Here is a 22,156-nt window from a genome sequence, read left to right as displayed (position 1 = left end):
TCGCTATGCGCCCGCATCTCGTGGAAATCGTGGGAGGCAGCGCCTTTCCATGCCCGGACGGGGAGCGCGTGCTCGTTGCCATGGAGCGCAGCGGAGCGAGCGACATCGGCGTCGGATGCCGGGGCGGCGGCTGCGGAATCTGCCGGGTACGGGTTATCGAAGGCGCGCATCGGCTCGGCAAGATGAGCAAGGCGCATGTATCGGACGCGGAGCTCCAGGCGGGTTATGCCCTTGCTTGCCGGCTCTATCCTCTCGGTCGTCTGACGATCGAAGTTGTGGAATAAGGTGGAGAAGCGACATGTCGACAAATCTGAAGGCGATTGAAAGCAACTATGGCATTCGCGACGAATATGGCCATCTGATTGGCGGAGAATGGGTCGGGGGCGCCAGCGGCAAGACAATCGCGCTGCTCAACCCTGCTACGGGTGAGACGCTCGCCCGAATTCAAGCTGGGAACGCCGCCGATGTTGGTCGGGCCGTGGCGGCGGCAAAAGCGGCCTTTCCCGCATGGTCCCAGAGCAGCGCGGCGGAGCGGCAGGACCTTCTTTACGAAATTGCGCGCCGCCTCAAGGCGCGCCTTGAAGAATATGCCGTCCTCGAAACGCTGAACAACGGTAAGCCCATCCGCGAGTCGCTGTATTTCGACCTGCCCAACGCGATCGGCCAGTTCGAACTCTTCGCGGGTGCCGCCTACGGCCTGCATGGCCAGACGCTGGACTTTCCCGATGCGATCGGCATCGTGCACCGCGAGCCGCTGGGCGTCTGCGCCCAGATCATACCGTGGAATGTTCCCCTGCTCATGATGGCGTGCAAAATCGCGCCGGCTCTGGCGGCGGGCAATACGGTGGTATTGAAGCCGGCCGAAACGGTATGCCTCTCGGTGCTCGAATTTTTCGTGGAGATGGCCGATATTCTGCCGCCGGGTGTGGTGAATGTCGTCACGGGTTATGGGGCCGACGTCGGAGAGGCGCTCGTAACCCATCCCGACGTGCGCAAAGTCGCTTTCACGGGATCGGTCGCGACCGCGCGCCGCGTGATCCAATATGCCTCGGCGAATATCATTCCGCAGACGCTCGAACTCGGCGGAAAATCGGCGCACATCATTTGTGCCGATGCCGATATCGACGCGGCTGTCGAGAGCGCAACGATGTCGACCGTCCTTAACAAGGGCGAGGTGTGCCTCGCCGGGTCGCGCCTCTTCCTTCACGAGGCAATAGAGGAAGAGTTTCTCGAGAAATTTCGTGATGCGCTCGGCAACATCAGGCAGGGCGATCCGCTGGACCCTGCCACGCAGCTCGGAGCGCAGGCTTCGACTATGCAAATGGAGAAGATCGAATCCTACCTCGCGCTCGCGATCGAGGAAGGGGCGACGGTCTTTGCCGGCGGCGCGCGTTCGGCGGATGCCGGGCTCGCGAAAGGGCATTTCGTCCAGCCGACAATCTTCACCAAGGTCGCAAACGACATGCGAATTGCGCAAGAAGAGATCTTCGGTCCTGTTACCACAGTGCAAAGCTGGCGCGACGAGGACGAGATGATGGCGCGTGCCAATGACACGAGCTTCGGCCTCGCCGGCGGCGTGTGGACCCGCGACCTCGCGCGCGCGCATCGCATTGCAAGGAAGCTTGAAACCGGGACGGTATGGATCAACCGATATTATAACCTCAAACCAAACATGCCGCTCGGCGGATACAAGCAGAGCGGGTTTGGCCGGGAGTTTAGTCACGAGGTGCTCAACCACTATACCCAGACGAAGTCGGTGATCGTGAACCTCGACGAGGGCAAGCTTGGAATGTTCGATCAATAGGGTGACCAATAGTGATCAATAGCATTGCGGTCGTCGGCGCAAACATGGCCGGCGCAAGGGCGGCGGAATCACTGCGCAGCGCAGGTTATGACGGCCATATTCATCTCATCGGCGAGGAGCCGTGGCGCCCTTACGAACGGCCGCCGCTTTCGAAGGAGTTTCTGTGGGAAGGCGGAACGCCTTCTGGAAGCTTCTATCTTCATGACGAGCATTGGTACGCCTCGAACAAGGTCGAGCTCCGCCTGGGCGTGCGAACAACGGCGATCGACCTGCGCGCCGGCGCGCTGAGGCTCGCGTCCGGCGAAGCGGTTCAGGCGGACCGCATTCTCCTGGCAACGGGCGGCGCCGCTCGCCGCCTGCCTTTGCCAGGGGCCGAGGCTGCCAATGTGCACCATCTTCGCACCCTTGGCGACGCCGCCGGCCTTGCCGCCGATCTGCGGCCCGGCGCGCAGATCGTGATCATCGGAATGGGCGTCATCGGCGCCGAGGTTGCTGCCAGCGCGCGGCGAATGGGCTGCAATGTTACCGCTGTTGAGCCGTTCGCTTCGCCGATGATCCGGGCACTCGGGGACCATTTTGGAGCTTGGCTCGGCGAGCATCACCGGATGCAGGGCGTTCGTGCGCTCTACGGCCGATCGGTCAAAGGTCTTCGCCTGAGCGGCGCGAAAGTCTGCGCCGTCGAGCTCGATGATGGCGAAGAACTTGCCTGCGACGCAGTTGTTGTGGGTATCGGGATCGTCCCGGCCGTCGAACTGGCAGCGGATGCCGGCCTGATCGTCGGCAATGGGATCGTAGTCGACGCGCAATGCCGTACCAGCAATCCCGTCATCTTCGCCGCGGGCGACGTCGCCGAGCAACCCGACTTCTTCGGCGGCCGCGTGCGAATGGAGACCTATCAGAATGCAGCCGAGCAGGGCGCAGCTGCAGCGGCCGCCATGCTCGGTCAACCCGTCGAATATTGCCGCCCGTGCTGGTTCTGGAGCGACCAATATGATCTGAACATACAAGTGACCGGGCGCATCGACGCGCAGCAGCAGCTCATCATGCGCGGGAGGGTGGAGGATGATGCCTTTTGCGCATTCTTCCTCGCAGGAGATCTCGTCATGGGCGCGCTGACCGCGAACCGGTCGGCAGATATGGGAGTCGCCAAGCGCCTTGTCGAACGCCGCGCGCGCGTCGGACCGGCGGAGTTGGCCGATGTCGATGTCCCGCTGCGCGAAATATTGAAGAAGTCTGCTTCCTAGGTCCCCGAACTTCAGCCTATCCCGCCTCCGGCAACATAGAGCGTCTGTCCGGTGATGTAGGAGGCCTCGGGGGCGCCGAGAAAACAGATGGCGGCAGCTATCTCGTCGACCTCGCCAAAGCGCGCCATCGGGGTATCGCGCAGCGTCTGCCTTACGACAGCCTCGAACCCTGCCTTGTCTGCCTCGGTGGGCTCGGCCGGATTTCTGGGTGTGACTCTCGTGACGTTCACGCCGCCTGGCGCCACGCAATTGACCCGAATGGGCCTGTCTTCGAGATCCTGGGCAAGCGCCACGGTCAGCGCAGCAACGCCGCCCTTCGCTGCGGCATAGGGCAAGCGGTTGATCCCACGCGTCGCGACCGAGCCGACGTTGACGATCGCACCCTGGCCCGCCGCCAAAAGATGCGGGAGCACGGCATGACAGCACCAGATCGTAGGCCAGAGCGAACGGTTGATCTCAGCCTCTATCTCCTCCGCGCAATAGTCCCAGAAGGGCTTGGCCCAGATCGTGCCGCCGACATTATGGACCGCGACATCGACGCGCCCATGCCGCTCGATCACATTCCCGTAAAGCGAACAGGCGCCGTCTCTTTTCTCAAGGTCGTGAATTTCACCATAAGCGTCGAGCCCGTCGGAACGAAGGCCCGCAACGGCCGCCATCGTGGCGTCCTCGGCGCGGTCAGCGATGGTCACTGTCGCGCCTTCCCGGGCCATTCGGGTCGCAACCGCCAATCCGATGCCTTGGGCTCCGCCCGTAACCACGGCAATTTTATCGGCATATCGCCCGGAGGAAATCATCGTGAGCTCTCCATTATTGCGCAACTAAAATTGATAAATATCAACTGGATAGAATTGTTACGCAATGGTTGATTCAGGAATTACATGTCGCAGCTTGCAAACACAAGGAGTAATGCATTACACTATGAACAACGAAAGGGCCGTGATTCTGCAGGTCCAAAAGGAGAGGGATGATGCGCAGCCGGCTGCTCCGACCCGATGATATCAAAGGCGCCTGGGCCATCGTGCCGACGCCCGCTACCGAAAACGCCTCGGACTGGCGCTCAGAGAACACGGTCGACCTGGATGAAGCCGCGCGGGTGGTGAACGGGCTGATCGACGCTGGAATTGACGGCATTCTCAGCATGGGAACTTTGGGAGAGGCGGCAACGCTCACCCACGGCGAAAAGCTCGATTATATGCGAGCGATTGTCGATGCGGCCGGCGGCCGCGTTCCCGTGTTCGTGGGCACGACCTGCCTTAACACGCGCGATACGATCGCCCTGACCCGGGAAGCGCTTGCGCTTGGCGCCGACGGGACCATGCTTGGCATTCCGATGTGGTGCGCGCCCGCGCTCGACGTTTCCGTGCAATTCTATCGCGACGTCGCCGAGGCCGTCCCCGAAATGAATATCGCCATTTACGCCAACCCCGAAGCGTTCAAGTTCGATTTTCCGCGGGCATTCTGGGCGCAGGTCGCGGAAATTCCCCAGGTCGTGACCGCGAAATATATCGGGGTCGGTACGCTGCTGGCCGATCTCGCGGCCGTGAAGGGCAATATCAAGCTACTCCCCATCGATTTCGATTATTATGCGGCGGCGCGGATGGTCGACGAGATCGATGCCTTCTGGTCCAGTGGCGCCGTTTGCCATCCGCTCGTGACGACGAGTTTGCGCGATATTGTCGCGAAGGCGAGGGCAAGCGGCGACTGGGCGGCCGCGCGGGCGCTGCAGGCGCGTCTGGGCCCCACCGCCGCGCCCCTGTTCCCGAATGGGAGCTTCAAGGAATTTTCAACGTATAACATCGGCCTCGAGAAGGCCCGAATGGACGCTGCAGGGTGGATGAAAGCGGGACCAGTTCGGCCGCCCTATCATCTCGTACCCGAGCCGTTTCTGGCCGGGGCGCGCAAATCCGGCACGATGTGGGCCGATCTGGGACGCGAGCTGGAACGCGAGCAATCCACGCCATTATCATTGGAGGCAATCCCATGACGAAGCTAGATTTGGACTGGCCTCACAATTTCAATGAGATTCCGAAGGAAGTTTTTGTACGCAAGGACGTTTACGACACCGAACTGCAGCGCATTTTTCATGGCGAGGAGTGGCATCCGGTTTGCCATGAGAGCGAGATCCCGGAACGGGGGGATTTCAAGACGTTTCGTCTCGCCGGTATTCCCCTGCTGATCGCGCGCGGCGATGATGGTATCGTTCGCGCCTTCTTCAACGCCTGCTCGCACCGCGGGAACCAGCTCGAAACCGCTCCGATGGGTAACAAGCAGGAATTCGAATGCCCATATCATCGCTGGCTGTTCAGCACGCGGGGGGACCTGGTCGGGTGTCCGAACCAGCGCGAGTTCGTGCCTGGCTTCAACCGCTCCGACTATCCCTTGGCCCAACCCCGGATGGAGAGCGTCTACGGCGTCGTGTTCGTCACCATGTCCGCTCGAACCGAACCCCTTCTCGAATGCCTCGGATCGATCGTGGAAACGCTCCGCGAGCTCGTGGGGGGGGACGGCCGCCTCAAGCTGCTCGGCTACCAGAAGGTCCGGTACAACACGAACTGGAAGTCCTATACCGACAATGACGGCTATCATGCACCGCTCCTGCACCAGGCCTTCAATCTCCTAAACTGGCAGGGCGGTAAGGGGCGCCAGTTCACCAGCACGAAACGGGGCCATATAGGCTTTGAATCCGAGCTGTCGGTTGCCCGTGGCGATACGATGCTCGAAGATCCGTCGATCATCGAGTTCAAGGGGCAGGACCCCTCCGTCGGATCCCGGATCGTCAGCCTCTTTCCGACCTTCGTTGCAACGAAGCATTTGGACGTTATCAACCTGCGGTTCGCGACGCCCATCGATCATGAGCGGGTCGAAGTGCATTACGCTTATTTCGCGCATGCCGATGACGATGAGGAGATGGTGCGGCACCGCTTGCGCCAAAGTTCGAACCTCTTGGGTCCGAGCGGCCTGATCAGCATGGAAGACGCGTCGATTTTTCACCGGATTCATATCGGGAACCACACGCCCGGCGCGGCCATCTTTCAAAAAGGTGTCCGTGACAAAGAGAAGATCGAGGACGAGTTCCTTCAGAACGACGAGAGCGGAAATCTTCCGAGATGGGAATATTATCGGGAAATAATGGGTTTCGAAAGGCGCGCAGCATGACCTTGGCGCCCGAAAACTTTAATCGCGCGCTCGACGACTTGCTCGTCGCGGACGCGGACGCACTCGACAGCAAGGATATGCAGCGCTGGCTATCCAACTATGTGGAAGAGGACGACGCATCCTATATCTGTCTGTCGCGTGAAAATGAGGAACAGGGGCTCGCGCTGGGCTTCATGTACGACGACTGCCACGCGCGCCTGCTCGACCGAGTGACCTATATCACGAAGATATGGGCCGGGACATTTCAGGACTATCGAACTCGGCATTTCGTTCAGCGCGTCGCGGCGGACCGAATTGATGATAACACCTGGAAAGCGCGGTCCAACTTCAGCGTGTTCATGACGCCCGAAGACAGCGGCGTGTCCGAAGTCCTCGCGACGGGGCAATATGAGGATCTCGTTCGAGAAGGCGCGGATGGAGATCTTAAGCTTCTTTCCCGTCGCACCCTCCTCGATACGACGGTACTACCCCGCTATCTGGTCTATCCGATCTAGTCACACCTGGGAGCGATGGTGAGAGCCAGCGCCCTTGGATATGTACGTCATCGGGGTGACAACGGCCCTCAGGCCGTCGTCCAGTCGCGTGCGCCAAAATGGCGTTCGAGCATCGGGCGCATGATGTCCCATCGCTCAAGCTGGCTCCAGTGTCCCGACCTATCGAGAACATAGAGTTCGGCATGCTGGAGATGCTCAAGCAGATAGAGGCTCGTATCGAGAGGGACGATCCGGTCCTGCCTGCCGTGAAAAATCAGCACGTCGTGCGGAAGCTTGCCCAAGATCGACGGCGGCATTGCAAGCGTTTCGATCCCGACCTTCATCGAATCGATCATCTTCGACGCGATGGACATGACAGCGGGATCGGTCGCAATTTGATAGCGCGACGATACGATCTCTTCCATTCCTTCGAACTTGTCAGCGTCATAGGCGAAGCTGTGCATCAGCTGGCGATATCGCGCTGGGCGCGGATCGGAATAAAAGGAGAGCAGCCGAACCAACTCCGGCGTCCGCGGCGCCGGGGCACCTATCGACCCCATGAGAATGACCTTATCGAATCGTTCGGGCGTTTCGCTCAGAAGCTGCAGTGTCAGCGCGCCGCCCATCGAATTTCCGACGATATGGGCGCTGTCGATCTCAAGCGCGTCCATCAGTCCGAGGCATTGTTCGACGCGGACACCGATCCACGCCATGACATTGTCCGGGAACGGATCCGGTATGGTGGACTGGCCAAATCCGATCAGATCGGGTGCGATCACGAAGAAATTTTCGGCGAGATCGGGCATTAGGTGGCGCCAGTTTGATGCGGCGTGCGCACCCGGCCCGGCGCCATGCAGAAGTAATATGGCAGGCTTCTTGGGATCGCCGGCGATCATCGTGTGCGACGTAAGCCCGCGTCCTTCGATTTTCTCTTCCCGGATGACATCCGAACCCATGAAATCTCTCCCTTCCGTCTTATCGATGGCATTCCATCCGACCTGGACATTGCACAATGGCTATCGTGTTGTCCATTGTAAACTCTAGCGACCTGCCGACTGGACTCTCATATCTCATTGTGCAATGCATTTGCCAGATAAGCAATTGTGGGACGGGGAGTAGCCGAGATGGACGACGAGACTGTTGCATCGCTCGCGCGTGAACTGGATGTCGCCGAGGCGAGCCAAACACCCGTCCGGCAGCTGTCGCTTCGCTTCCCTCAGATGACGATAGAAGATGGATATCGCATCGCCCGCGCGTGGGTTGAGCTCAAGAAGGCGGCGGGACGTCGGTCCATTGGCCGCAAGATTGGTCTGACATCGCGTGCGATGCAGGCGTCTGCTGGTATCACCGAGCCCGACTATGGCACGTTGCTCGATGACATGGCGTTCGAGGAGGGGAGCGAAATTCCCATCGATCGCTTCATCAATCCGAAGGTCGAAGTCGAATTGGCCTTCATTCTCTCCCGGCCGCTGGGTGGTCCCGATGTGACGACACGGGCTGTTCTCGCTGCCACTGAATATGTAGTGCCCGCCGTGGAGATCATCGACAGCCGCGTTCAGCCGATCGACGCGGAGACCGGCAGCGCCCGGAAAATCCAGGATACGATTGCCGACAACGCGGCGAATGCCGGGATCGTCCTCGGCGGCCGGCCCATCCGGCCGGACGCCATCGACCTGCGATGGGCCGGCGCCATATTATCTCGCAATGCCGTCATCGAGGAAACAGGAATTGCGGCTGGCGTGCTAAACCATCCAGCGCGAGGGGTCGCGTGGTTGGCAAATCGCTTGTCGCAGTGGGGAGAAGAGTTGCAGGCGGGCGAAATCCTGCTGGGCGGTTCTTTTACCCGCCCGGTCCCTGTGTCGCGCGGCGACGTGATATCTGCGGATTATGGCAGGCTCGGCTCGATCGCGATGCGGTTTGTCTGACATGTCGTCAGCAAATCCTCCCAACCATTTCAAAGTCGCGCTCGCCGAAGGGCGGACGCAGATGGGATTCTGGCTGGCGCTGGCGAACGCCGACATCGCCGAAATCTGCGCCGGACTGGGGTTCGACTGGCTCCTTGTCGATGCCGAGCACGGACCGCAAACTCTGCCCGGGATAATCGAGCAATTGCGGGCAATAGCGTCCTGCCCGCCCTGCGCTGCCGTCGTGCGCGTGCCTTCATCAGACCCCGTCGCGATCCGTCAAATCCTCGACTTGGGAGCGACGACCCTCATGGTTCCGATGGTCGAAACGGCTGAGCAGGCCTTCCGGTTGGTCGAAGCATGCCGCTACCCCCCATCGGGCAGCCGAGGCATCGGCGGTGCAAGGGCATCGCGCTGGGGCGGCATTGCGACCCATGTTGCCGATGCCAACGAGCGGCTTTGTCTGATTGCGCAAATCGAGACGATTCAGGGTGTCGAGAATATCGAAGCAATCGCCGGCGTCGACGGGATCGACGCGCTGTTCATCGGTCCAGCCGATCTGGCAGCGTCGGCCGGGCTCTTGGGAAGCGCCAACCGGGAGCGGGTGCGCGAGCTCACGATGGGCGCGTTGTCCCGCATCCTTGCCGCGGGAAAGCCAGCGGGAATTCTGTCGCGCGATCTCGCGCTTCTCGATGCACATCTCGCCGGCGGCGCAAGCTTCGTCGCTGTCGGAATAGATGCGTTCGCCCTCGCCGATGCGGCACGCGGGCTGCTCGATCGATTCCGCCAGTGACCGCGATCCGCGCGCCGGTTTTGGCCTTGCACAATAAGCAACGGATTGTATGCTGTGTCCAAATAGGAAATCGGGAGCGGGCTATGCTAGTGCCGAATCGACCGGATACAGGCGGCCTCCGCCGGCGGGGGCGATGACGTTGCAAAAGATCGTGATCGCGATCACCGGCGCGACAGGATCAATCTACGGTCTGCGTCTGCTGGAAATGCTGCGTGAAGATCCGAGCTGCGAAACGCACCTCGTGGTCTCCCAGGCAGCCGTGCTCAACATCCGCGAGGAACTGCCGCTAACGCTGAAAAAATTTGAAGCGTCGGCTGACGTGGTTCATAACATACGGAATGTCGGCGCCAGTATCGCGAGCGGATCGTTTCTCTGTGACGGCATGATTGTCGCGCCCTGCTCCATGCGCACCCTTGCGGCGATCGCCAATGGGCTCTCCGACAATCTGATCACCCGAGCTGCCGACGTCATGCTCAAGGAGCGTCGTCCATTAACGCTCATGGTGCGAGAGACGCCCCTGAACCTTGCCCATCTTCGAAACATGGCAGCCTGTACCGAAATGGGGGCGATAATTTTCCCACCCGTCCCGGCGTTCTACGCTCGGCCATCGTCGATCGACGAAATCGTCGACCATAGCTGCATCCGGGTCCTCGACCAGTTCGGCATCCATCGGGCCGCCGATCGCCGATGGACCGGACTGAAGGGCGCAGAAGTGATGCCTCTGGCGCAGGCGGATAAATCGGAAAGGACAATTTGATGGCGGCAGTGCTGATGCGCCGGGAGCTATTGGGCGCCGGGGTTTTTTGCGCGGGTCTGGTTGGAGCCTCCCGCTTCCGGTCAGGAAGTGCGGCGGACGAAGAGGCCGTTCTCGTCGTCAGCCAGCCAAGGGTTGAGGAAAGCGAGCGTTTTGCCGCGTCCCTCATATCGTCTTCGAAAAAGTCTCTCGCGCTGGATGTCGGAAGCGGGCTGGATGAGTTGCTTGGCGACTGGCCCCGCGGCGCGCAGGTGATTGCAGGCCTGACCTCCGACCCCGCTGCAATGATTGCGGCCCAGTTGCTCATCGAGAGTGGAGCGGAGCCTTTGCTTCGATGGGAACATTCCTATGAGGCGGGCCGCTGGACACACCGCATCGGCGCCGCCCCCGGCTTGGGCGCGCTCCCGCAATATACTTGGCCCGCCGTCGTTGCGCAGAAAGTTCGCGATGAGCTGGACGGCCACAAATCATCACCGCGCCGGGCCGCGTGCATTTCGGGGGAATGTGCACTCGCCTCGAATAGCCCCGGCCTACTTGTGACCTGGGCCTTTCGGCTTGCCGGAGAAACGCGGTGAGGCCGCCGCTGCCCGAGGGAATTGCGGCGGCCGACTTTTCACGGGCCCTCGATGAACTCGCAGGCGTCGTCGGCAAAACCTGGGTTTTCGTCGACGAGCTTCCGCTGTCGACTTACCGCGACGCGTATTCGCCGCTTGCCGATGGCACTCTGCTTCCTTCTGCCGCCGTCGCTCCGGAAAGCGTCGAACAGGTGCAGCGGATCCTTGCCATCGCCAACAGCTTCCGATTGCCGATCTGGACCATCGGGACTGGACGGAACTTCGCATATGGCGGGCCGGCACCCCGCAAATCCGGATATCTTGTCCTCGATCTGAAACGGATGAACCGGATCATCGAAGTCAACGAAAAATATGGATATGCGCTGGTCGAGCCGGGCGTTTCCTACATGCAGCTTTATCGCCACCTGCAGCGGATCGGCAGCAAATTGTGGATCGATCCGGCAGCGCCCGCCTGGGGCGGCGTCATGGGGAACGCGCTCGAGCATGGCGCCGGCTACACGCCCTATGGCGATCACTTCATTATGCAATGCGGGATGGAAGTTGTGCTTGCCGATGGCCAGGTCGTTCGCACGGGCCAGGGAGGCATCTCTAACAGCAAGCATTGGCAGATCAGCAAACATGGGCTCGGACCGCAGTTCGATGGCATGTTCACCCAGTCGAATTTCGGCGTCGTCACCAAACTCGGCATCTGGCTGATGCCGGAGCCGCCCGGTTACAAGCCGTTCATGATCACCTTTCCACGCGAAGAGGATCTCGAGCAGATTTTCGAGATCACGCGCCCGCTCAAGGTGAATCAGGTGATCCCTAACGCAGCGGTCGCGGTCGACCTATTGTGGGAGGCCTCGGCGAAGACCACGCGGCGACATTATTATGACGGCAAGGGGCCGCTCCCGCCGTCGATCCGGACGAAGATCGCCGCGGACCTCAATCTCGGGATGTGGAATTATTACGGCGCCCTCTACGGACCACCGCCCATGATCGAGAATAATTGGAAATTGATCGAGGAGGCATTCAGCAACATTCCGGGCGCCAAGTTCCACTTCGCGCGCGAGAATGATCCTGCGTGGGATTATCGCGTTAAGCTCATGCGCGGCGAACCCAATATGACCGAGTTCAGCATCATGAACTGGATCGGCGGAGGGGGACACGTCAACTTTTCCCCGATTTCCGCGCCCGACGGGGCGGAAGCCTTGGCTCAATATAATCTGATCAAGAAACGCTGCCACGAATTCGGCTTCGACTACATCGGGGAGTTTCTGGTCGGCTGGCGGGACATGCATCACATTTTGATGATCATGTACAATCGGGCCGATGAAACGATGCGCAAGAGCGCCCACGATCTCTTCAGTCTCCTGGTGGATGAGGCCGCGGCGGCGGGGTTCGGCGAATATCGTACTCATCTCGCCTTCATGGACCAGATTGCTGGAACCTATCGTTACAACGACGGGGCGCTTTGGGATCTCCATCACCGCCTGAAGGACGCTCTCGATCCCAACGGCATTCTTTCGCCCGGAAAGCAGGGCATATGGCCGAAGTCGGCGCGTCCCTGATGCCACGCGACCCACGCTCCCAGGAGATTCATGATGCGTAAGGACGAAGTGAGGGGGCTTGACCACTGGATCGGCGGGTCACCGGTTGCCCCTGGCGACGGCGCTTATTTCGAAAGCCTGAACCCGATTGACGACAGTCTCTATTCCCGGGCGGCTGCCGGGACTCCGGCCGACGTCGATCGAGCAGTTGAGGCGGCCGACACGGCCTATCGCCGGAACCGCGACCTTTCCGCAGCCGCGCGCGAGGGATGGATGATAAAGGCTTCGGCTCTCATGGAGCGTGACGCATCGCAATTTGCCGACACGCTCGTTGATGAAATCGGCTCGCCGATCGCAAAGGCCGGTTTCGAGACCCGGTTCGCCACGAGCTTCTTGCGCGCGGCCGCAGGCGTTCCCCGGCGCATTCGCGGCGAGACTATTCCATCCGATGCGCCCGGCCGCGTCAGCATGAGTTTTCGCGAACCGGTCGGAGTCGTTGCCGGCATTACGCCGTTCAACGTCCCGCTGATCAAGGGGATCAAGCAGTCGGCCATGGCGCTCGCGACGGGCAATGCCTTCGTCCTGCTTCCGTCGGAAGCGGCACCGCGCGTGGCCGATCAACTCGCGCGCCTCTGGGAGGAAGCAGGCGTGCCCGAAGGCCTGTTCAACATTGTATATGGGGACGGCGCCAAAATCGGCGATGCGCTTACTGGCCATCCCAAGGTTCGCGCGATCACCTTCACGGGCTCGTCCCGGGTCGGGCGGCATATCGCGCGCATCGCAGCTGAAGGCTTCAAGAAATATACCCTCGAACTCGGCGGGAAGAGTCCTCTCGTCGTCTGCGCCGACGCCGACATCGAAAAGGCCGTGGCGGCCGCGATCTTCAGCATCTTCATGTATCAGGGCCAGGTGTGCATGGGGGCGTCGCGTATCTATGTCGAACGTCCGATCTTCGACCGGTTCTCCAAGGCTTTCGCTGCTGCAGCTGCGAAACTCTCATCCGGCGATCTGCGCGATCCCGCAACGATGCTGGGTCCTATCATTTCCGGGCGTCAGCGCGCGCGCGTGCGGCAGCATATCGATGACGCCCGCGGCAAGGGAGCCGAAATACTCGCCGGGGGCGAATGGACGGGCCATGTGTGCCATGCGACCATCCTCTCCGGTGTCCAGCCCGGGATGGAGGTAGCGGCCCAGGAAACCTTCGGGCCGGTCACGTCGCTCTATCCGTTCGATGACCTCGATGAAGCCCTCCGGCTTGCCAACGACACCGAATATGGCCTGAGCGCCGCGATCTTCACGCGCGACATCGACAAGGCGCTTCGGTTCGCTCGCGAAATCGAGTCCGGGATGGTCCATGTCAACGCGCCCACGTTGCACGACGAGCCTCACGTGCCGTTCGGCGGTTCCAAGGCTTCCGGATTTGGCCGCGAGGGCACCGAGGCCGATCTTGAAATCATGACCGAGTGGAAATGGGTGAGCATCCAGACCGACGCGGCCGTTGGGGGAGCACACTGATGTCTCAAGGAAAGTCATCCATTCGCGCCAACCTCGCCGATCGCGCAAGAGGCGTCGGATCGCTGCGCGATTTTCTGGAGCTCCTCGAAGAATATGGGCAGGCCATTACCTGGACGGACCGGATCATGCCCGAGCCCGACCTGCGCAACATTGCCGTGGCCGCCTCGCGCGATGTCAACCATGCTCCTGCGATCCTGTTCGACAATATAGCGGGCTACCCCGGGAAACGCACGGTTGTCGGGGTGCACGGCTCTTGGGATAATATCGCGCTGCTCCTGGGTCAGCCAAAAGGCACCACAATCCGGGATATGTTCTTCGACATAGCCGGGCGCTGGGGCGATGCCTCTGCCCAGATCAGCCGCGTTTCCGAGGGGCAGGCGCCTGTCCATGAGTGCCGGCACGAGGAGAATATCAATCTCTACGACCTGCTGCCCGTGTATCGCATCAACGAGTTTGACGGGGGTTTCTATTTGGCCAAGGCGTCGGTGGCTTCGCGCGATCCGTTGGATCCGGAAAATTTCGGCAAGCAGAATGTCGGCATCTACAGGCTTCAGATCCAGGGTCCCGATCGCTTCAGCCTGATGACGATCCCGTCGCATGACATGGGACGCCAGATCCTCGCAGCGGAACGCGAAGGCCTGCCGCTCAAGATCGCCGTCATGCTCGGCAACCATCCCGGCGTCGCGTTGTTCGCAGCAACACCAATCGGCTACGACGAGTCCGAATATGCTTATGCCTCGGCGATGATGGGAGCGCCGATCCGGCTGACGAATTCCGGCAACGGTATCGACATCCTCGCGGATAGCGAGATCGTCATCGAAGCCGAGCTCCAGCTTGGTGAGCGCGTCTTCGAAGGGCCGTTCGGTGAATTCCCAGGATCCTACAGCGGCGTGCGACGCGCCCCTGTCTTCAAGGTGACCGCCGTCTCGCACCGAAAGAACCCTATATTCGAGAATATCTACATCGGTCGTGGCTGGACGGAGCACGACACGTTGATCGGTCTTCATACGTCGGCGCCCATCTATGCACAGTTGCGCCAGACCTTTCCCGAAGTCACCGCGGTGAATGCGCTGTACCAGCACGGACTGACAGCGATCATCGCGGTCAAGAACCGGATGGCGGGCTTCGCAAAATCCGTGGCGCTCCGCGCGCTTGGTACGCCCCATGGCCTCATGTATCTGAAAAATCTGATCATGGTCGATGGCGATATCGATCCCTTCGATCTCAACCAGGTCATGTGGGCCCTGTCGACCCGGACGCGCGCGGAGGACATCATCGTCCTGCCGAACATGGCGATGGTCCCGATCGACCCCGCTGCCGTGACGCCGGGGAAGGGGCACCATCTGATTATCGACGCAACAAGCTATCTCCCGCCCGATCCGGTGGGCGAGGCACATCTGGTCACCCCGCCCACCGGCCAGACTATCGATGACCTCGGCAAACGGATCCAGGCGATGCAACGAGGCGAGACGCTATGACTGCACCCCATTGCCCGCGATGTGGCTCCGACGCTTCGATCCCTGATTTCCGCGGCGTCGATGGCGAGAAAACGATTTGGACAATCCATCGCTGCACGGCCTGCTGTTTCTCTTGGCGCGACAGCGAGCCGGCGAGTGCGATCGACCCGCGTGTGCGCGCCGAGGAGTTCGCGATCGATGTTTCGGAGCCGGATCTTTTTCCGATCGTCCTGCAACCTTCGACCATGCGGAAATAGGGGGTGATCAAGATGGACGCAAATCGCCAAGCCGCCGCGCTCGACGCGCTAGAAGCACTGGTCGGTGCCGATGGGGTAACGCGCGATCCGGCGGCGCTCGCACCCTTCCATTCCGGAGTCGCCCTGCCCCTGGGTATCATCGCGCCGCGCGACACCGAGCAACTTGCCAAGGTCCTCGCGGTGGCGAGCGAGGCCGGAGCGGCGCTTCAACCTGTGTGCCGCGCGGTCGCAGGTCAGGAGGTGGCGGCACGCGACAAGATCATATTGCTCGATCTTGGCCGCATGAATGAGATTCTCGAGATCAATGAGAACTTGGCTTACTGCCTCGTCGAGCCAGGCGTCACCTTTCGGCAACTCTCCGAACAGATAGGCGAGCGGGGGCTCAAGCTCTGGGTCGATTGCCCGGGTGAGCCCGACGAATCGGTGGCGAGCGCCTTTCTGAAGCGGCGCGTGGGCTATACCCCATATGCCGATCATTATCTTATGCAATGCGGGCTTGAGTTGATGCTGGCCGACGGCCGCAGTGTCCGGACAGGGATGGGTGCTATGCCCAAGAGTACCTGCTGGCAGCTCTTCAAATTTGGTTACGGGCCCTGGATCGACGGGCTCTTCACACAATCCGATCTTGGCGTCGTGACCAAGCTCGGCCTCTGGCTCATGCCCCAGCCCCCGGCAGCGCAATCCTTTGCTGTCACGGTGCCGGACGAAGACGATCTTGGCAAACTTCTCGATGTACTGGGCCCGCTCAAGACCAATATGGTCGTCCCCAATGGCGTGGCGGTGGCAAATGCGCTGCACGAAGCAGCGCGTTCGGGCAAGGTACGCCGCGACTTCGGCGGCACCGGCCCAATGTCCGCCGGCGAGGTTCGAAAAGCCGGGGAGTCGATCGGGCTTGGCTACTGGACTCTTTACGGCTCGCTTTACGGGCTCCCCGACAATGTTCGCATCGCTTGGTCGATGGTCCAGGACGCGTTCGCATCGATCAAAGGCTCGCGGGTGCTGGCCGCTCCCGCAGCCGGGATGGAAGGACTGTGGGCGTGGCGAAAAGGCATGATGCTTGGTTCGGTCGGTAATGCACTTGGCCGCCCTTCGGCCTGGGCCGGAGGATCCTCTCTCGACATCGGCCCCATCAGCCCGGTTGATGGCAAGGAAGGGCTTCGCCTTTATGACTTGTCGCGCGATATTTCCGGCCGGCACGGTTTCGATTTTGTCGGAGAAACGAATGCCGTCTGGCGCTCTGCCCAGCATCGGCAGTATTTGTGCTTCGATGGCAGTCCCGCGGGCAGTAAACGGGCGAGAGACTGCGCTATCGAGCTGATCGATGCGCAGGCAGGTGCCGGATTTGGACAGACGCACGTCGAGCCGGCGCTCGCCGCCTCTGCTAGGGCGACCTATGAAAGCGGCGCGATAACTCAACTGCACGCGCGCGTGAAACGCGCGCTCGATCCCGCGAACCTCTTTCTGTCGGCCTGACCTCAAACAAGGGAATCGAAAGCATGAAGATGGGATTGCTGGCGGTCGCTCTGCTGATGCTAACCGCTTGTTCGAAATCGTCAGATGCGGACAAACCGGACGGTGCAGAATTATATGCCCTGAACTGCGCGGGTTGTCACGACCCGGGCCCGGGTCATCCCGCCACTATGCTGCTTGAAGAGATGGAGCGACCCGTTGCGCCCCTCATTGGCCGCAAGGACCTCGACAAGGACTATGTCCACTCGGTCGTCCGAAACGGGCTGATCGAAATGCCGCCATTCCGCCCAACCGAGCTGACAGACGCCGATGTGGATCTTGTATTCACCTACATCAAGACGGCAAAGGGTCCTTCGAACGCTCCTTGACGACGAGGCGCGCAAGGCTTTGCAAGGCATCGGCAGCGTCAGTCTCGTTAACGATCCGCGTATAGGCCGTCAGACTGAGGTTTGCGGCGTTCATTCGGTCCGCGCAGCTCTCAGCTCCAAGCGCACTCGCCGCGCTGATTAGCAGGTGCTGCGCCAGCCGTTCCCCTTCGAGTTCGGCCATCTTTACGAGGCGCCGGACACGCTGCGCCTTGGCAGCCGAGGCCCCGCTGGTACTGGCGGGAGCTTTCAGCCACCGGCGGGCCTGACGCAGTGGCCCGATGACTTCTGAATTTGTCGCCTCAATTTCTGCGAGGAGAAAACGCAATTCCGTCTCGCTAAGCACGATCGACCGCAGCTGCGCTAACCAGCAGCACAGAAGCAGGAGGTTGACATCGAAGCCATGGTCGTCCTGCAAGCTGAGGCAAATATCCGCTACACCGGGCTGCGCATAAGCTGATACCGAGAAACGCCAGAAGGTGTCGGGATCGAGTGGCTTCACGTCCTGCCCCCGAAATCCCCTCGCATGCCAGCGCCCGGGAGGCTCCCGTTTATGGCGATCGCACCAAGCGGGTCAGGAATCCCCACGCATCTCCTCCGGCTGCCAGCCCATTGCGTTGCTGGCTTTGAGAGCGGCGGCCTGGACTTTGTCGATATTGCTCTGGCAAAAGAATTTTTCGTCGGTCATCCGGCCAAGTACGCCAATCACCGCGATCAGCTTTTCCTGCATGTCGAATACCGGGACTGAAATGGCAGCGAGCCCCGGTACCACTTGGCCGTCCACCTTGGCGTAGCCTTGCCTCCGGATCTCCGTCAGCATAGCTTGCAGCTCGATTTCATCGATGGACGTCCGCGCAGCGCGCTCACGTTCAAGCAGCCGCTTATAGGCAGGGAGTGGCTGGAAAGCCATGAAAACTAGCCCTGCAGACGAATGCTGAATGGGAAGGACCGATCCGACGTGCAAAGACGTCGCAATTGGAACGCCGCCATCGAGCCAACGGATGATCGTCGGCCCATAGTCACCCCATATCGAGAGCAGACCAGTGGTCTCGAGATCATCCGCAAGCTGCCGCAGATAGGCGGTGGTGATGCGAATAACGTCGAGCCTCGACAAGGCCGAGAGTCCGATCTTGAGGGCGGTTGGACCGAGAGAATAGCGACCGTCCGCAGGCTCCTGCTGGACCAGCCCAGTATTAATGTAGGCCTGGAGATATCGGTGCGCCTGGCTGCGCGACATCTCGGCTCCCGCGGCGATATCGCGAAGGGGTGCGCAGCCGCCGGGACAAGATATCAGCGCTTCGAGCACGCGGACCCCAGTCTCTACCGACTGGATACTCTTGCGAGGCTTTTGCGCAACATCGCGCGGCGATTTGGAAGAGGCGGACATATCGGAGTGATCGTCTTCAAGCTCTGTCACTCTCACGCTTTTTGCCTGACGTTCCAAACTTCTTCCATTCTCTTATTTTGTCCCTTTTGCAGGGATACGAGGGTTCTAGGAAGCAACAACAGATACAATTCATATCTCAAGATGCAAAGTCGTTTCTTGTGCAACTGCCCGCGCGGCATTCCTATGCAATGGCAGATTGCGCCCTGTTGCCAGCCATTCGCGCGTATCCGCTCTCCTGCCGTGTGCCAGTGTCCGCCGGCAAATCGAACGTGAAAATTAGCGCGGCGAGGATGCAGCCTCGACGGCCACAGTTTCGACGCGGCCTGCTGCTGGCGGCTCGTCCTCGCGGCGTGTCGCCATGAACACCCCTGCACCGACAAGTGCCGCGCCCGCAATGTGAAAGGGAGCGAGATGTTCTCCAAGCAGGAGAATTGCAAGCGCAACCCCAAAGACTGGGGGCAGATTCATATAGATACTCGCGCGAGCGACACCGATCAAATCCACTGAACGGTTGAAAAAGAAATATGCAAGGAGCGAAGGGAAAATTCCGACATAAAGGATGGCGAGCGGAACCTCAATCCTCGCCGCCATATAATGGCCGTGCGCAATCTCCAGAAGATACGGGATGGCAATGCTTGCGGCCCCGACCGCGAACAGCGTTACGAGAAAGCTGAGCTGATGTATGGCGGGTTTCTTCCGCAAAAGGGTCGAGTAGAGCGAGTAGAGAAAAACGCCGAAAAGGGCGGCGGCATCTCCGCGGTTGAACGTCATGGCCAGAATATTGGCTAGGCTTCCTTGCGCGACGATGACGAGCAAACCGGCCAGTGATACGAGCGTGCCTGCCAACTGACCGATCGTAATTCGGTCTCGAAAGATCACTGTCGAAAGCAGGAGTATCATCGAAGGCATGGCGCCCTGCATCATCAGGTTATTCGTCGCCGTTGTATATTGAAGGCCCCAATAAACCACGAGGGCGAACGCTCCGATCCCAAGCGTTCCGAGAAACGACAGCATTTTCCAATTCTGCAGAATTGCGCGACGATCCGCGACAAGATGCGGCCAAGCGAAAAGTAAGCCTACCCCCATTGCTACGACCCATCGCCAAAAGGCCATGCCGAGGGGGGTAACGAGGTGGTGAACTGCGCGCGCAACAATGGGGTTGAGGGCCCAAAAAAGCGAGGCTGCACAAAGCAATAAGCCAGCAGAACCCCAGGCTCGCTGAAATATTGGAAATCGATGCGTCAATGGATGCCCCTTTTGGTCAGTTTGCCGATCTGGTGCGCCGCCCTGCGCTTCTTCTGGCTCGCAAAATTTGGCTTGAACCATGATCCGATCTGCGTCATCGCGTTGCACATAGTGCATCACATTTTTCTAAATGCAATAAGGAAGCGCATAAGGTGGCGCTCGCTGGAGGGGCACCATGACCCGAATGTTAGAAGGAATTCGGATTCTTGACCTCAGTCGGGTCCTTGCTGGACCTTGGGCAACGCAGCTCATGGCCGATTTGGGCGCCACAGTTATCAAGGTCGAACGCCCGCTCGAAGGGGACGACACGCGTCGTTGGGGGCCGCCTTGGCTTTATGCCGGCGGAGAGGCAACGTCTGCCTATTATCTGTGCGCAAATCGGGGAAAGGAAGCGATTGCCGTCGATTTCACCGACGCCGAGGGACAGCAGATTATTCGAGATTTGGCGGCCGGTTGCGACGTTGTCGTTGAGAATTTCAAAGTCGGGACGCTCAAGCGCTACGGGCTCGACGCTGCGAGGCTGCGAGAGGCCAACCCGGCCCTGGTCTATTGTTCCGTGACGGGCTTTGGCCAAGACGGCCCCTATAGCGGCCGGCCCGGTTATGATTTTATCGCGCAGGGCATGGGCGGATTAATGAGCGTCACGGGTTCGCAGGAAAGTGGCCCGATGAAGACGGGCGTTGCCCTGTCTGACATCATGACGGGTCTCTACTCGGCGATCGCGATCCTGGCAGCTCTTGTCCGGCGGGGAAATACCGGCGAGGGCGCTCATCTCGACGTGTCGTTGCTCGATGTCACCGTTGCCACCCTTGCAAATCAAGCCTTTAACTTTTTCGCCACGGGGGAGAATCCGCCCCGTTATGGCAACGCTCACCCCAACATCGTGCCATACCAGTCTTTCCCGACAGCCGACCGCGGGATCAATCTCGCAATCGGGAACGACTCTCAGTTTCGTCGGCTGTGCGACGCAATTGGGCGGAGTGACCTTGCTGACGACCCACGCTTTGGCACCAATGGTTCGCGGGCCGGAAACAAACAGGCGCTGGAAGATGAGTTGGCGCCGATCTTTGTAGGCGCGGGCGCAGCTTCATGGATAGAACGGCTCGACGCCGCCGATGTCCCGGCTGGTCCGATCAATGAAATTTCGGACGTCTTTAAGGACGCTCATGTTCTGCACCGTGGAATGAAGATTTCGCTCAACCACAAGGAATTGGGTGATCTTCCAGGCATAGCCAGCCCCATCAAAGTCGATGGCGAGCGCGCGGTTGCCTCCACACCACCACCGCTCTTGGGCGAGAATACTGATTCCGTTCTGCGGAGAGAGCTCGGACTGGGCGACTTAGAAGTAGTGGGGCTAAAGACAAGAGGAGTAATAGGGTGATCCTCATCGACCGCACCGAGCGACGATGGAGCCTCCGATCATGCCCTTCCTCACCATGCTCTCATGAATATTAGTTAGGCGGCGGCGCGATGTTTTCGCAGGCCCGCCAACGCCGACGAGGCGACCGCGCCGATGTGTGATTCTGCCAGCCCGCGCGCGCGGGCAGGAGATTTGGAAGCGATCGCCTCAATGATTTCATCATGTTCACGTGCGGTATCGGCCATGAAATGATTGAAACCACCGGCTTGGTTGATGAAGAAATCAGACATGTCAAAATTGCTGTTCTGCCGCGCGTCGAGAAAGGGCGACTGAGCCATATCGTGGATGAGCTGATGGAAGGCACGGTTGAGTTCGCAATAAATTACCGCGCTGCGCGGCTCGTCAAAGTCGATCGTGAGAATACGTGCTTGCAGCGCGCGCAAATCGCGCGTTTGCGAATCGGTCCGACGCGCTGCCGCCAGTTCCGTCAGCAGTCCCTCGAGCCTTTCAAACATGATATAGAAATCTGCGATCTGGTCATAGCTTGGATTTATCACCTCGCAACCGACCTGCGGAATTATGCGAACAAATCCTTCCGAACTCAAACGGTTGAGCGCGGCCATGATCGGCTGGCGGCTCGCTCCGGTATCGCTCACAAGATCCTTGACCGACAGCCGCTGGCCAAAATTATATTGCGCGCCAACCATTCGGCTAACGAGAAGATCGTAAATTTCATCCTTCTTGTTCACTCGAATTGTCTCCAACTTTGGCGCTGCTACGCACGCCGCGAATATCCCCCTTGATTCAGCAAGAACGCAAGAGTCAGTCGTTGGCGAACGGATCCGGCTGCAAGAGCTGTTCGCAA

At 60.2% G+C, this 22,156-nt stretch carries 23 protein-coding genes; 17 read left to right on the top strand and 6 right to left on the bottom strand.

What is annotated here, in order from left to right:
• Positions 1–5: 5 nt before the first annotated feature.
• From NP825_RS15210 to NP825_RS15200, 3 genes are read left to right on the top strand one after another with little or no spacing between them, the layout of a single operon-like run.
• A complete protein-coding gene (locus NP825_RS15210; RefSeq protein WP_037557647.1) occupies positions 6–284 on the top strand; it encodes a 2Fe-2S iron-sulfur cluster binding domain-containing protein in 279 nt (92 codons plus the stop codon).
• 14 nt (positions 285–298) lie between these two features.
• The gene (locus NP825_RS15205) at positions 299–1,804 is read left to right on the top strand and encodes an aldehyde dehydrogenase (protein ID WP_037557648.1); all 1,506 of its coding nucleotides are present in this window, start codon (positions 299–301) and stop codon (positions 1,802–1,804) included.
• A gap of 11 nt (positions 1,805–1,815) precedes the next feature.
• Positions 1,816–3,048, top strand: a complete 1,233-nt coding sequence (locus tag NP825_RS15200) for an NAD(P)/FAD-dependent oxidoreductase (protein WP_231732771.1) — start codon at positions 1,816–1,818, stop codon at positions 3,046–3,048.
• An 11-nt stretch (positions 3,049–3,059) separates the two neighbouring features.
• Here the strand turns inward: NP825_RS15200 and NP825_RS15195 are convergent, their stop codons facing one another.
• Positions 3,060–3,845, bottom strand: coding sequence for a 1,6-dihydroxycyclohexa-2,4-diene-1-carboxylate dehydrogenase (locus NP825_RS15195; RefSeq protein WP_037557649.1), 786 nt, complete (start codon positions 3,843–3,845; stop codon positions 3,060–3,062).
• Positions 3,846–4,018: 173 nt separating this feature from the next.
• Here NP825_RS15195 and NP825_RS15190 point away from each other — a divergent pair, with 173 nt between their 5' ends.
• The 3 genes from NP825_RS15190 to NP825_RS15180 are packed head-to-tail and all read left to right on the top strand — an operon-like array spanning position 4,019 to position 6,701.
• Positions 4,019–5,035 carry a dihydrodipicolinate synthase family protein gene (locus NP825_RS15190; protein ID WP_037557715.1) on the top strand — a complete coding sequence of 339 codons (1,017 nt, stop codon included), beginning with the start codon at positions 4,019–4,021 and terminating at the stop codon, positions 5,033–5,035.
• Positions 5,032–6,207, top strand: a complete 1,176-nt coding sequence (locus NP825_RS15185; RefSeq protein WP_037557650.1) for an aromatic ring-hydroxylating dioxygenase subunit alpha — start codon at positions 5,032–5,034, stop codon at positions 6,205–6,207. The genes NP825_RS15190 and NP825_RS15185 overlap by 4 nt, the downstream gene beginning before the upstream one ends.
• Positions 6,204–6,701: an aromatic-ring-hydroxylating dioxygenase subunit beta gene (locus tag NP825_RS15180; protein WP_037557651.1), complete on the top strand. Its 498-nt coding sequence runs from the start codon at positions 6,204–6,206 to the stop codon at positions 6,699–6,701. Before NP825_RS15185 ends, NP825_RS15180 begins: the two co-directional genes overlap by 4 nt.
• A 68-nt stretch (positions 6,702–6,769) precedes the next feature.
• Here the strand turns inward: NP825_RS15180 and NP825_RS15175 are convergent, their stop codons facing one another.
• Positions 6,770–7,636, bottom strand: a complete 867-nt coding sequence (locus NP825_RS15175) for an alpha/beta fold hydrolase (protein WP_037557652.1) — start codon at positions 7,634–7,636, stop codon at positions 6,770–6,772.
• Between the two features lie 168 nt (positions 7,637–7,804).
• Between NP825_RS15175 and hpaH the strand changes: the two genes are divergently transcribed.
• From hpaH to NP825_RS15125, 10 genes are all read left to right on the top strand, one after another.
• Entirely contained in the window at positions 7,805–8,605 is an 801-nt protein-coding gene (gene hpaH / locus NP825_RS15170; protein ID WP_037557653.1) for a 2-oxo-hept-4-ene-1,7-dioate hydratase, read from the top strand.
• 61 nt (positions 8,606–8,666) lie between these two features.
• Positions 8,667–9,377 (top strand): HpcH/HpaI aldolase/citrate lyase family protein, encoded by a 711-nt coding sequence (locus NP825_RS15165; protein ID WP_231732770.1) that lies wholly within the window; start codon positions 8,667–8,669, stop codon positions 9,375–9,377.
• A gap of 133 nt (positions 9,378–9,510) precedes the next feature.
• A complete protein-coding gene (locus NP825_RS15160) occupies positions 9,511–10,134 on the top strand; it encodes a UbiX family flavin prenyltransferase (RefSeq protein WP_231732769.1) in 624 nt (207 codons plus the stop codon).
• Entirely contained in the window at positions 10,134–10,706 is a 573-nt protein-coding gene (locus NP825_RS15155) for a hypothetical protein (RefSeq protein WP_052182497.1), read from the top strand. Before NP825_RS15160 ends, NP825_RS15155 begins: the two co-directional genes overlap by 1 nt.
• Positions 10,703–12,256, top strand: a complete 1,554-nt coding sequence (locus tag NP825_RS15150) for an FAD-binding oxidoreductase (protein ID WP_037557655.1) — start codon at positions 10,703–10,705, stop codon at positions 12,254–12,256. Before NP825_RS15155 ends, NP825_RS15150 begins: the two co-directional genes overlap by 4 nt.
• Positions 12,257–12,289: 33 nt before the next feature.
• Positions 12,290–13,750, top strand: a complete 1,461-nt coding sequence (locus NP825_RS15145; RefSeq protein ID WP_037557719.1) for an aldehyde dehydrogenase family protein — start codon at positions 12,290–12,292, stop codon at positions 13,748–13,750.
• Complete coding sequence (locus NP825_RS15140) at positions 13,750–15,228, top strand: non-oxidative hydroxyarylic acid decarboxylases subunit C (protein WP_052182498.1); 1,479 nt, start codon at positions 13,750–13,752, stop codon at positions 15,226–15,228. The genes NP825_RS15145 and NP825_RS15140 overlap by 1 nt, the downstream gene beginning before the upstream one ends.
• Positions 15,225–15,464 carry a non-oxidative hydroxyarylic acid decarboxylases subunit D gene (locus NP825_RS15135; protein WP_037557656.1) on the top strand — a complete coding sequence of 80 codons (240 nt, stop codon included), beginning with the start codon at positions 15,225–15,227 and terminating at the stop codon, positions 15,462–15,464. Before NP825_RS15140 ends, NP825_RS15135 begins: the two co-directional genes overlap by 4 nt.
• 12 nt (positions 15,465–15,476) lie before the next feature.
• Positions 15,477–16,937, top strand: a complete 1,461-nt coding sequence (locus NP825_RS15130) for an FAD-binding oxidoreductase (protein WP_037557721.1) — start codon at positions 15,477–15,479, stop codon at positions 16,935–16,937.
• Positions 16,938–16,960: 23 nt separating this feature from the next.
• Positions 16,961–17,302, top strand: a complete 342-nt coding sequence (locus tag NP825_RS15125; RefSeq protein WP_037557657.1) for a cytochrome c — start codon at positions 16,961–16,963, stop codon at positions 17,300–17,302.
• Here NP825_RS15125 and NP825_RS15120 read toward each other — a convergent pair.
• The 3 genes from NP825_RS15120 to NP825_RS15110 all read right to left on the bottom strand — a co-directional run bounded on the left by NP825_RS15120 (position 17,268) and on the right by NP825_RS15110 (position 20,048).
• Complete coding sequence (locus NP825_RS15120) at positions 17,268–17,801, bottom strand: TIGR02444 family protein (protein ID WP_058456271.1); 534 nt, start codon at positions 17,799–17,801, stop codon at positions 17,268–17,270. The genes NP825_RS15125 and NP825_RS15120 overlap by 35 nt on opposite strands.
• 72 nt (positions 17,802–17,873) lie before the next feature.
• Positions 17,874–18,743, bottom strand: a complete 870-nt coding sequence (locus NP825_RS15115) for an IclR family transcriptional regulator (RefSeq protein WP_152567708.1) — start codon at positions 18,741–18,743, stop codon at positions 17,874–17,876.
• 219 nt (positions 18,744–18,962) lie between these two features.
• Positions 18,963–20,048 carry a DMT family transporter gene (locus NP825_RS15110; RefSeq protein WP_235211618.1) on the bottom strand — a complete coding sequence of 362 codons (1,086 nt, stop codon included), beginning with the start codon at positions 20,046–20,048 and terminating at the stop codon, positions 18,963–18,965.
• Between the two features lie 58 nt (positions 20,049–20,106).
• Between NP825_RS15110 and NP825_RS15105 the strand changes: the two genes are divergently transcribed.
• On the top strand, positions 20,107–21,312 hold the full coding sequence (locus tag NP825_RS15105) for a CaiB/BaiF CoA-transferase family protein (protein WP_037557658.1): 1,206 nt from the start codon (positions 20,107–20,109) through the stop codon (positions 21,310–21,312).
• A 74-nt stretch (positions 21,313–21,386) separates the two neighbouring features.
• Here NP825_RS15105 and NP825_RS15100 read toward each other — a convergent pair whose 3' ends face one another.
• Positions 21,387–22,040 (bottom strand): GntR family transcriptional regulator, encoded by a 654-nt coding sequence (locus NP825_RS15100; RefSeq protein ID WP_161786582.1) that lies wholly within the window; start codon positions 22,038–22,040, stop codon positions 21,387–21,389.
• Between the last annotated feature and the right edge of the window lie 116 nt (positions 22,041–22,156).

Source organism: Sphingopyxis sp. DBS4, from assembly GCF_024628865.1.
In the GTDB taxonomy this organism is placed as follows: Bacteria; Pseudomonadota; Alphaproteobacteria; order Sphingomonadales; family Sphingomonadaceae; genus Sphingopyxis.
This window is presented reverse-complemented; position numbering and strand designations above follow the sequence as displayed.

Coding starts and splice junctions, on each gene's coding strand:
- hpaH (WP_037557653.1), top strand. CDS start 7,805: ATGGACGACGAGACTGTTGCATCGCTCGCGCGTGAACTGGATGTCGCC.
- NP825_RS15160 (WP_231732769.1), top strand. CDS start 9,511: ATGACGTTGCAAAAGATCGTGATCGCGATCACCGGCGCGACAGGATCA.
- NP825_RS15135 (WP_037557656.1), top strand. CDS start 15,225: ATGACTGCACCCCATTGCCCGCGATGTGGCTCCGACGCTTCGATCCCT.
- NP825_RS15155 (WP_052182497.1), top strand. CDS start 10,134: ATGGCGGCAGTGCTGATGCGCCGGGAGCTATTGGGCGCCGGGGTTTTT.
- NP825_RS15185 (WP_037557650.1), top strand. CDS start 5,032: ATGACGAAGCTAGATTTGGACTGGCCTCACAATTTCAATGAGATTCCG.
- NP825_RS15205 (WP_037557648.1), top strand. CDS start 299: ATGTCGACAAATCTGAAGGCGATTGAAAGCAACTATGGCATTCGCGAC.
- NP825_RS15165 (WP_231732770.1), top strand. CDS start 8,667: ATGGGATTCTGGCTGGCGCTGGCGAACGCCGACATCGCCGAAATCTGC.
- NP825_RS15105 (WP_037557658.1), top strand. CDS start 20,107: ATGACCCGAATGTTAGAAGGAATTCGGATTCTTGACCTCAGTCGGGTC.
- NP825_RS15125 (WP_037557657.1), top strand. CDS start 16,961: ATGAAGATGGGATTGCTGGCGGTCGCTCTGCTGATGCTAACCGCTTGT.
- NP825_RS15140 (WP_052182498.1), top strand. CDS start 13,750: ATGTCTCAAGGAAAGTCATCCATTCGCGCCAACCTCGCCGATCGCGCA.
- NP825_RS15195 (WP_037557649.1), bottom strand. CDS start 3,845: ATGATTTCCTCCGGGCGATATGCCGATAAAATTGCCGTGGTTACGGGC.
- NP825_RS15180 (WP_037557651.1), top strand. CDS start 6,204: ATGACCTTGGCGCCCGAAAACTTTAATCGCGCGCTCGACGACTTGCTC.
- NP825_RS15210 (WP_037557647.1), top strand. CDS start 6: ATGCGCCCGCATCTCGTGGAAATCGTGGGAGGCAGCGCCTTTCCATGC.
- NP825_RS15190 (WP_037557715.1), top strand. CDS start 4,019: ATGCGCAGCCGGCTGCTCCGACCCGATGATATCAAAGGCGCCTGGGCC.
- NP825_RS15145 (WP_037557719.1), top strand. CDS start 12,290: ATGCGTAAGGACGAAGTGAGGGGGCTTGACCACTGGATCGGCGGGTCA.
- NP825_RS15175 (WP_037557652.1), bottom strand. CDS start 7,636: ATGGGTTCGGATGTCATCCGGGAAGAGAAAATCGAAGGACGCGGGCTT.
- NP825_RS15110 (WP_235211618.1), bottom strand. CDS start 20,048: ATGCACTATGTGCAACGCGATGACGCAGATCGGATCATGGTTCAAGCC.
- NP825_RS15130 (WP_037557721.1), top strand. CDS start 15,477: ATGGACGCAAATCGCCAAGCCGCCGCGCTCGACGCGCTAGAAGCACTG.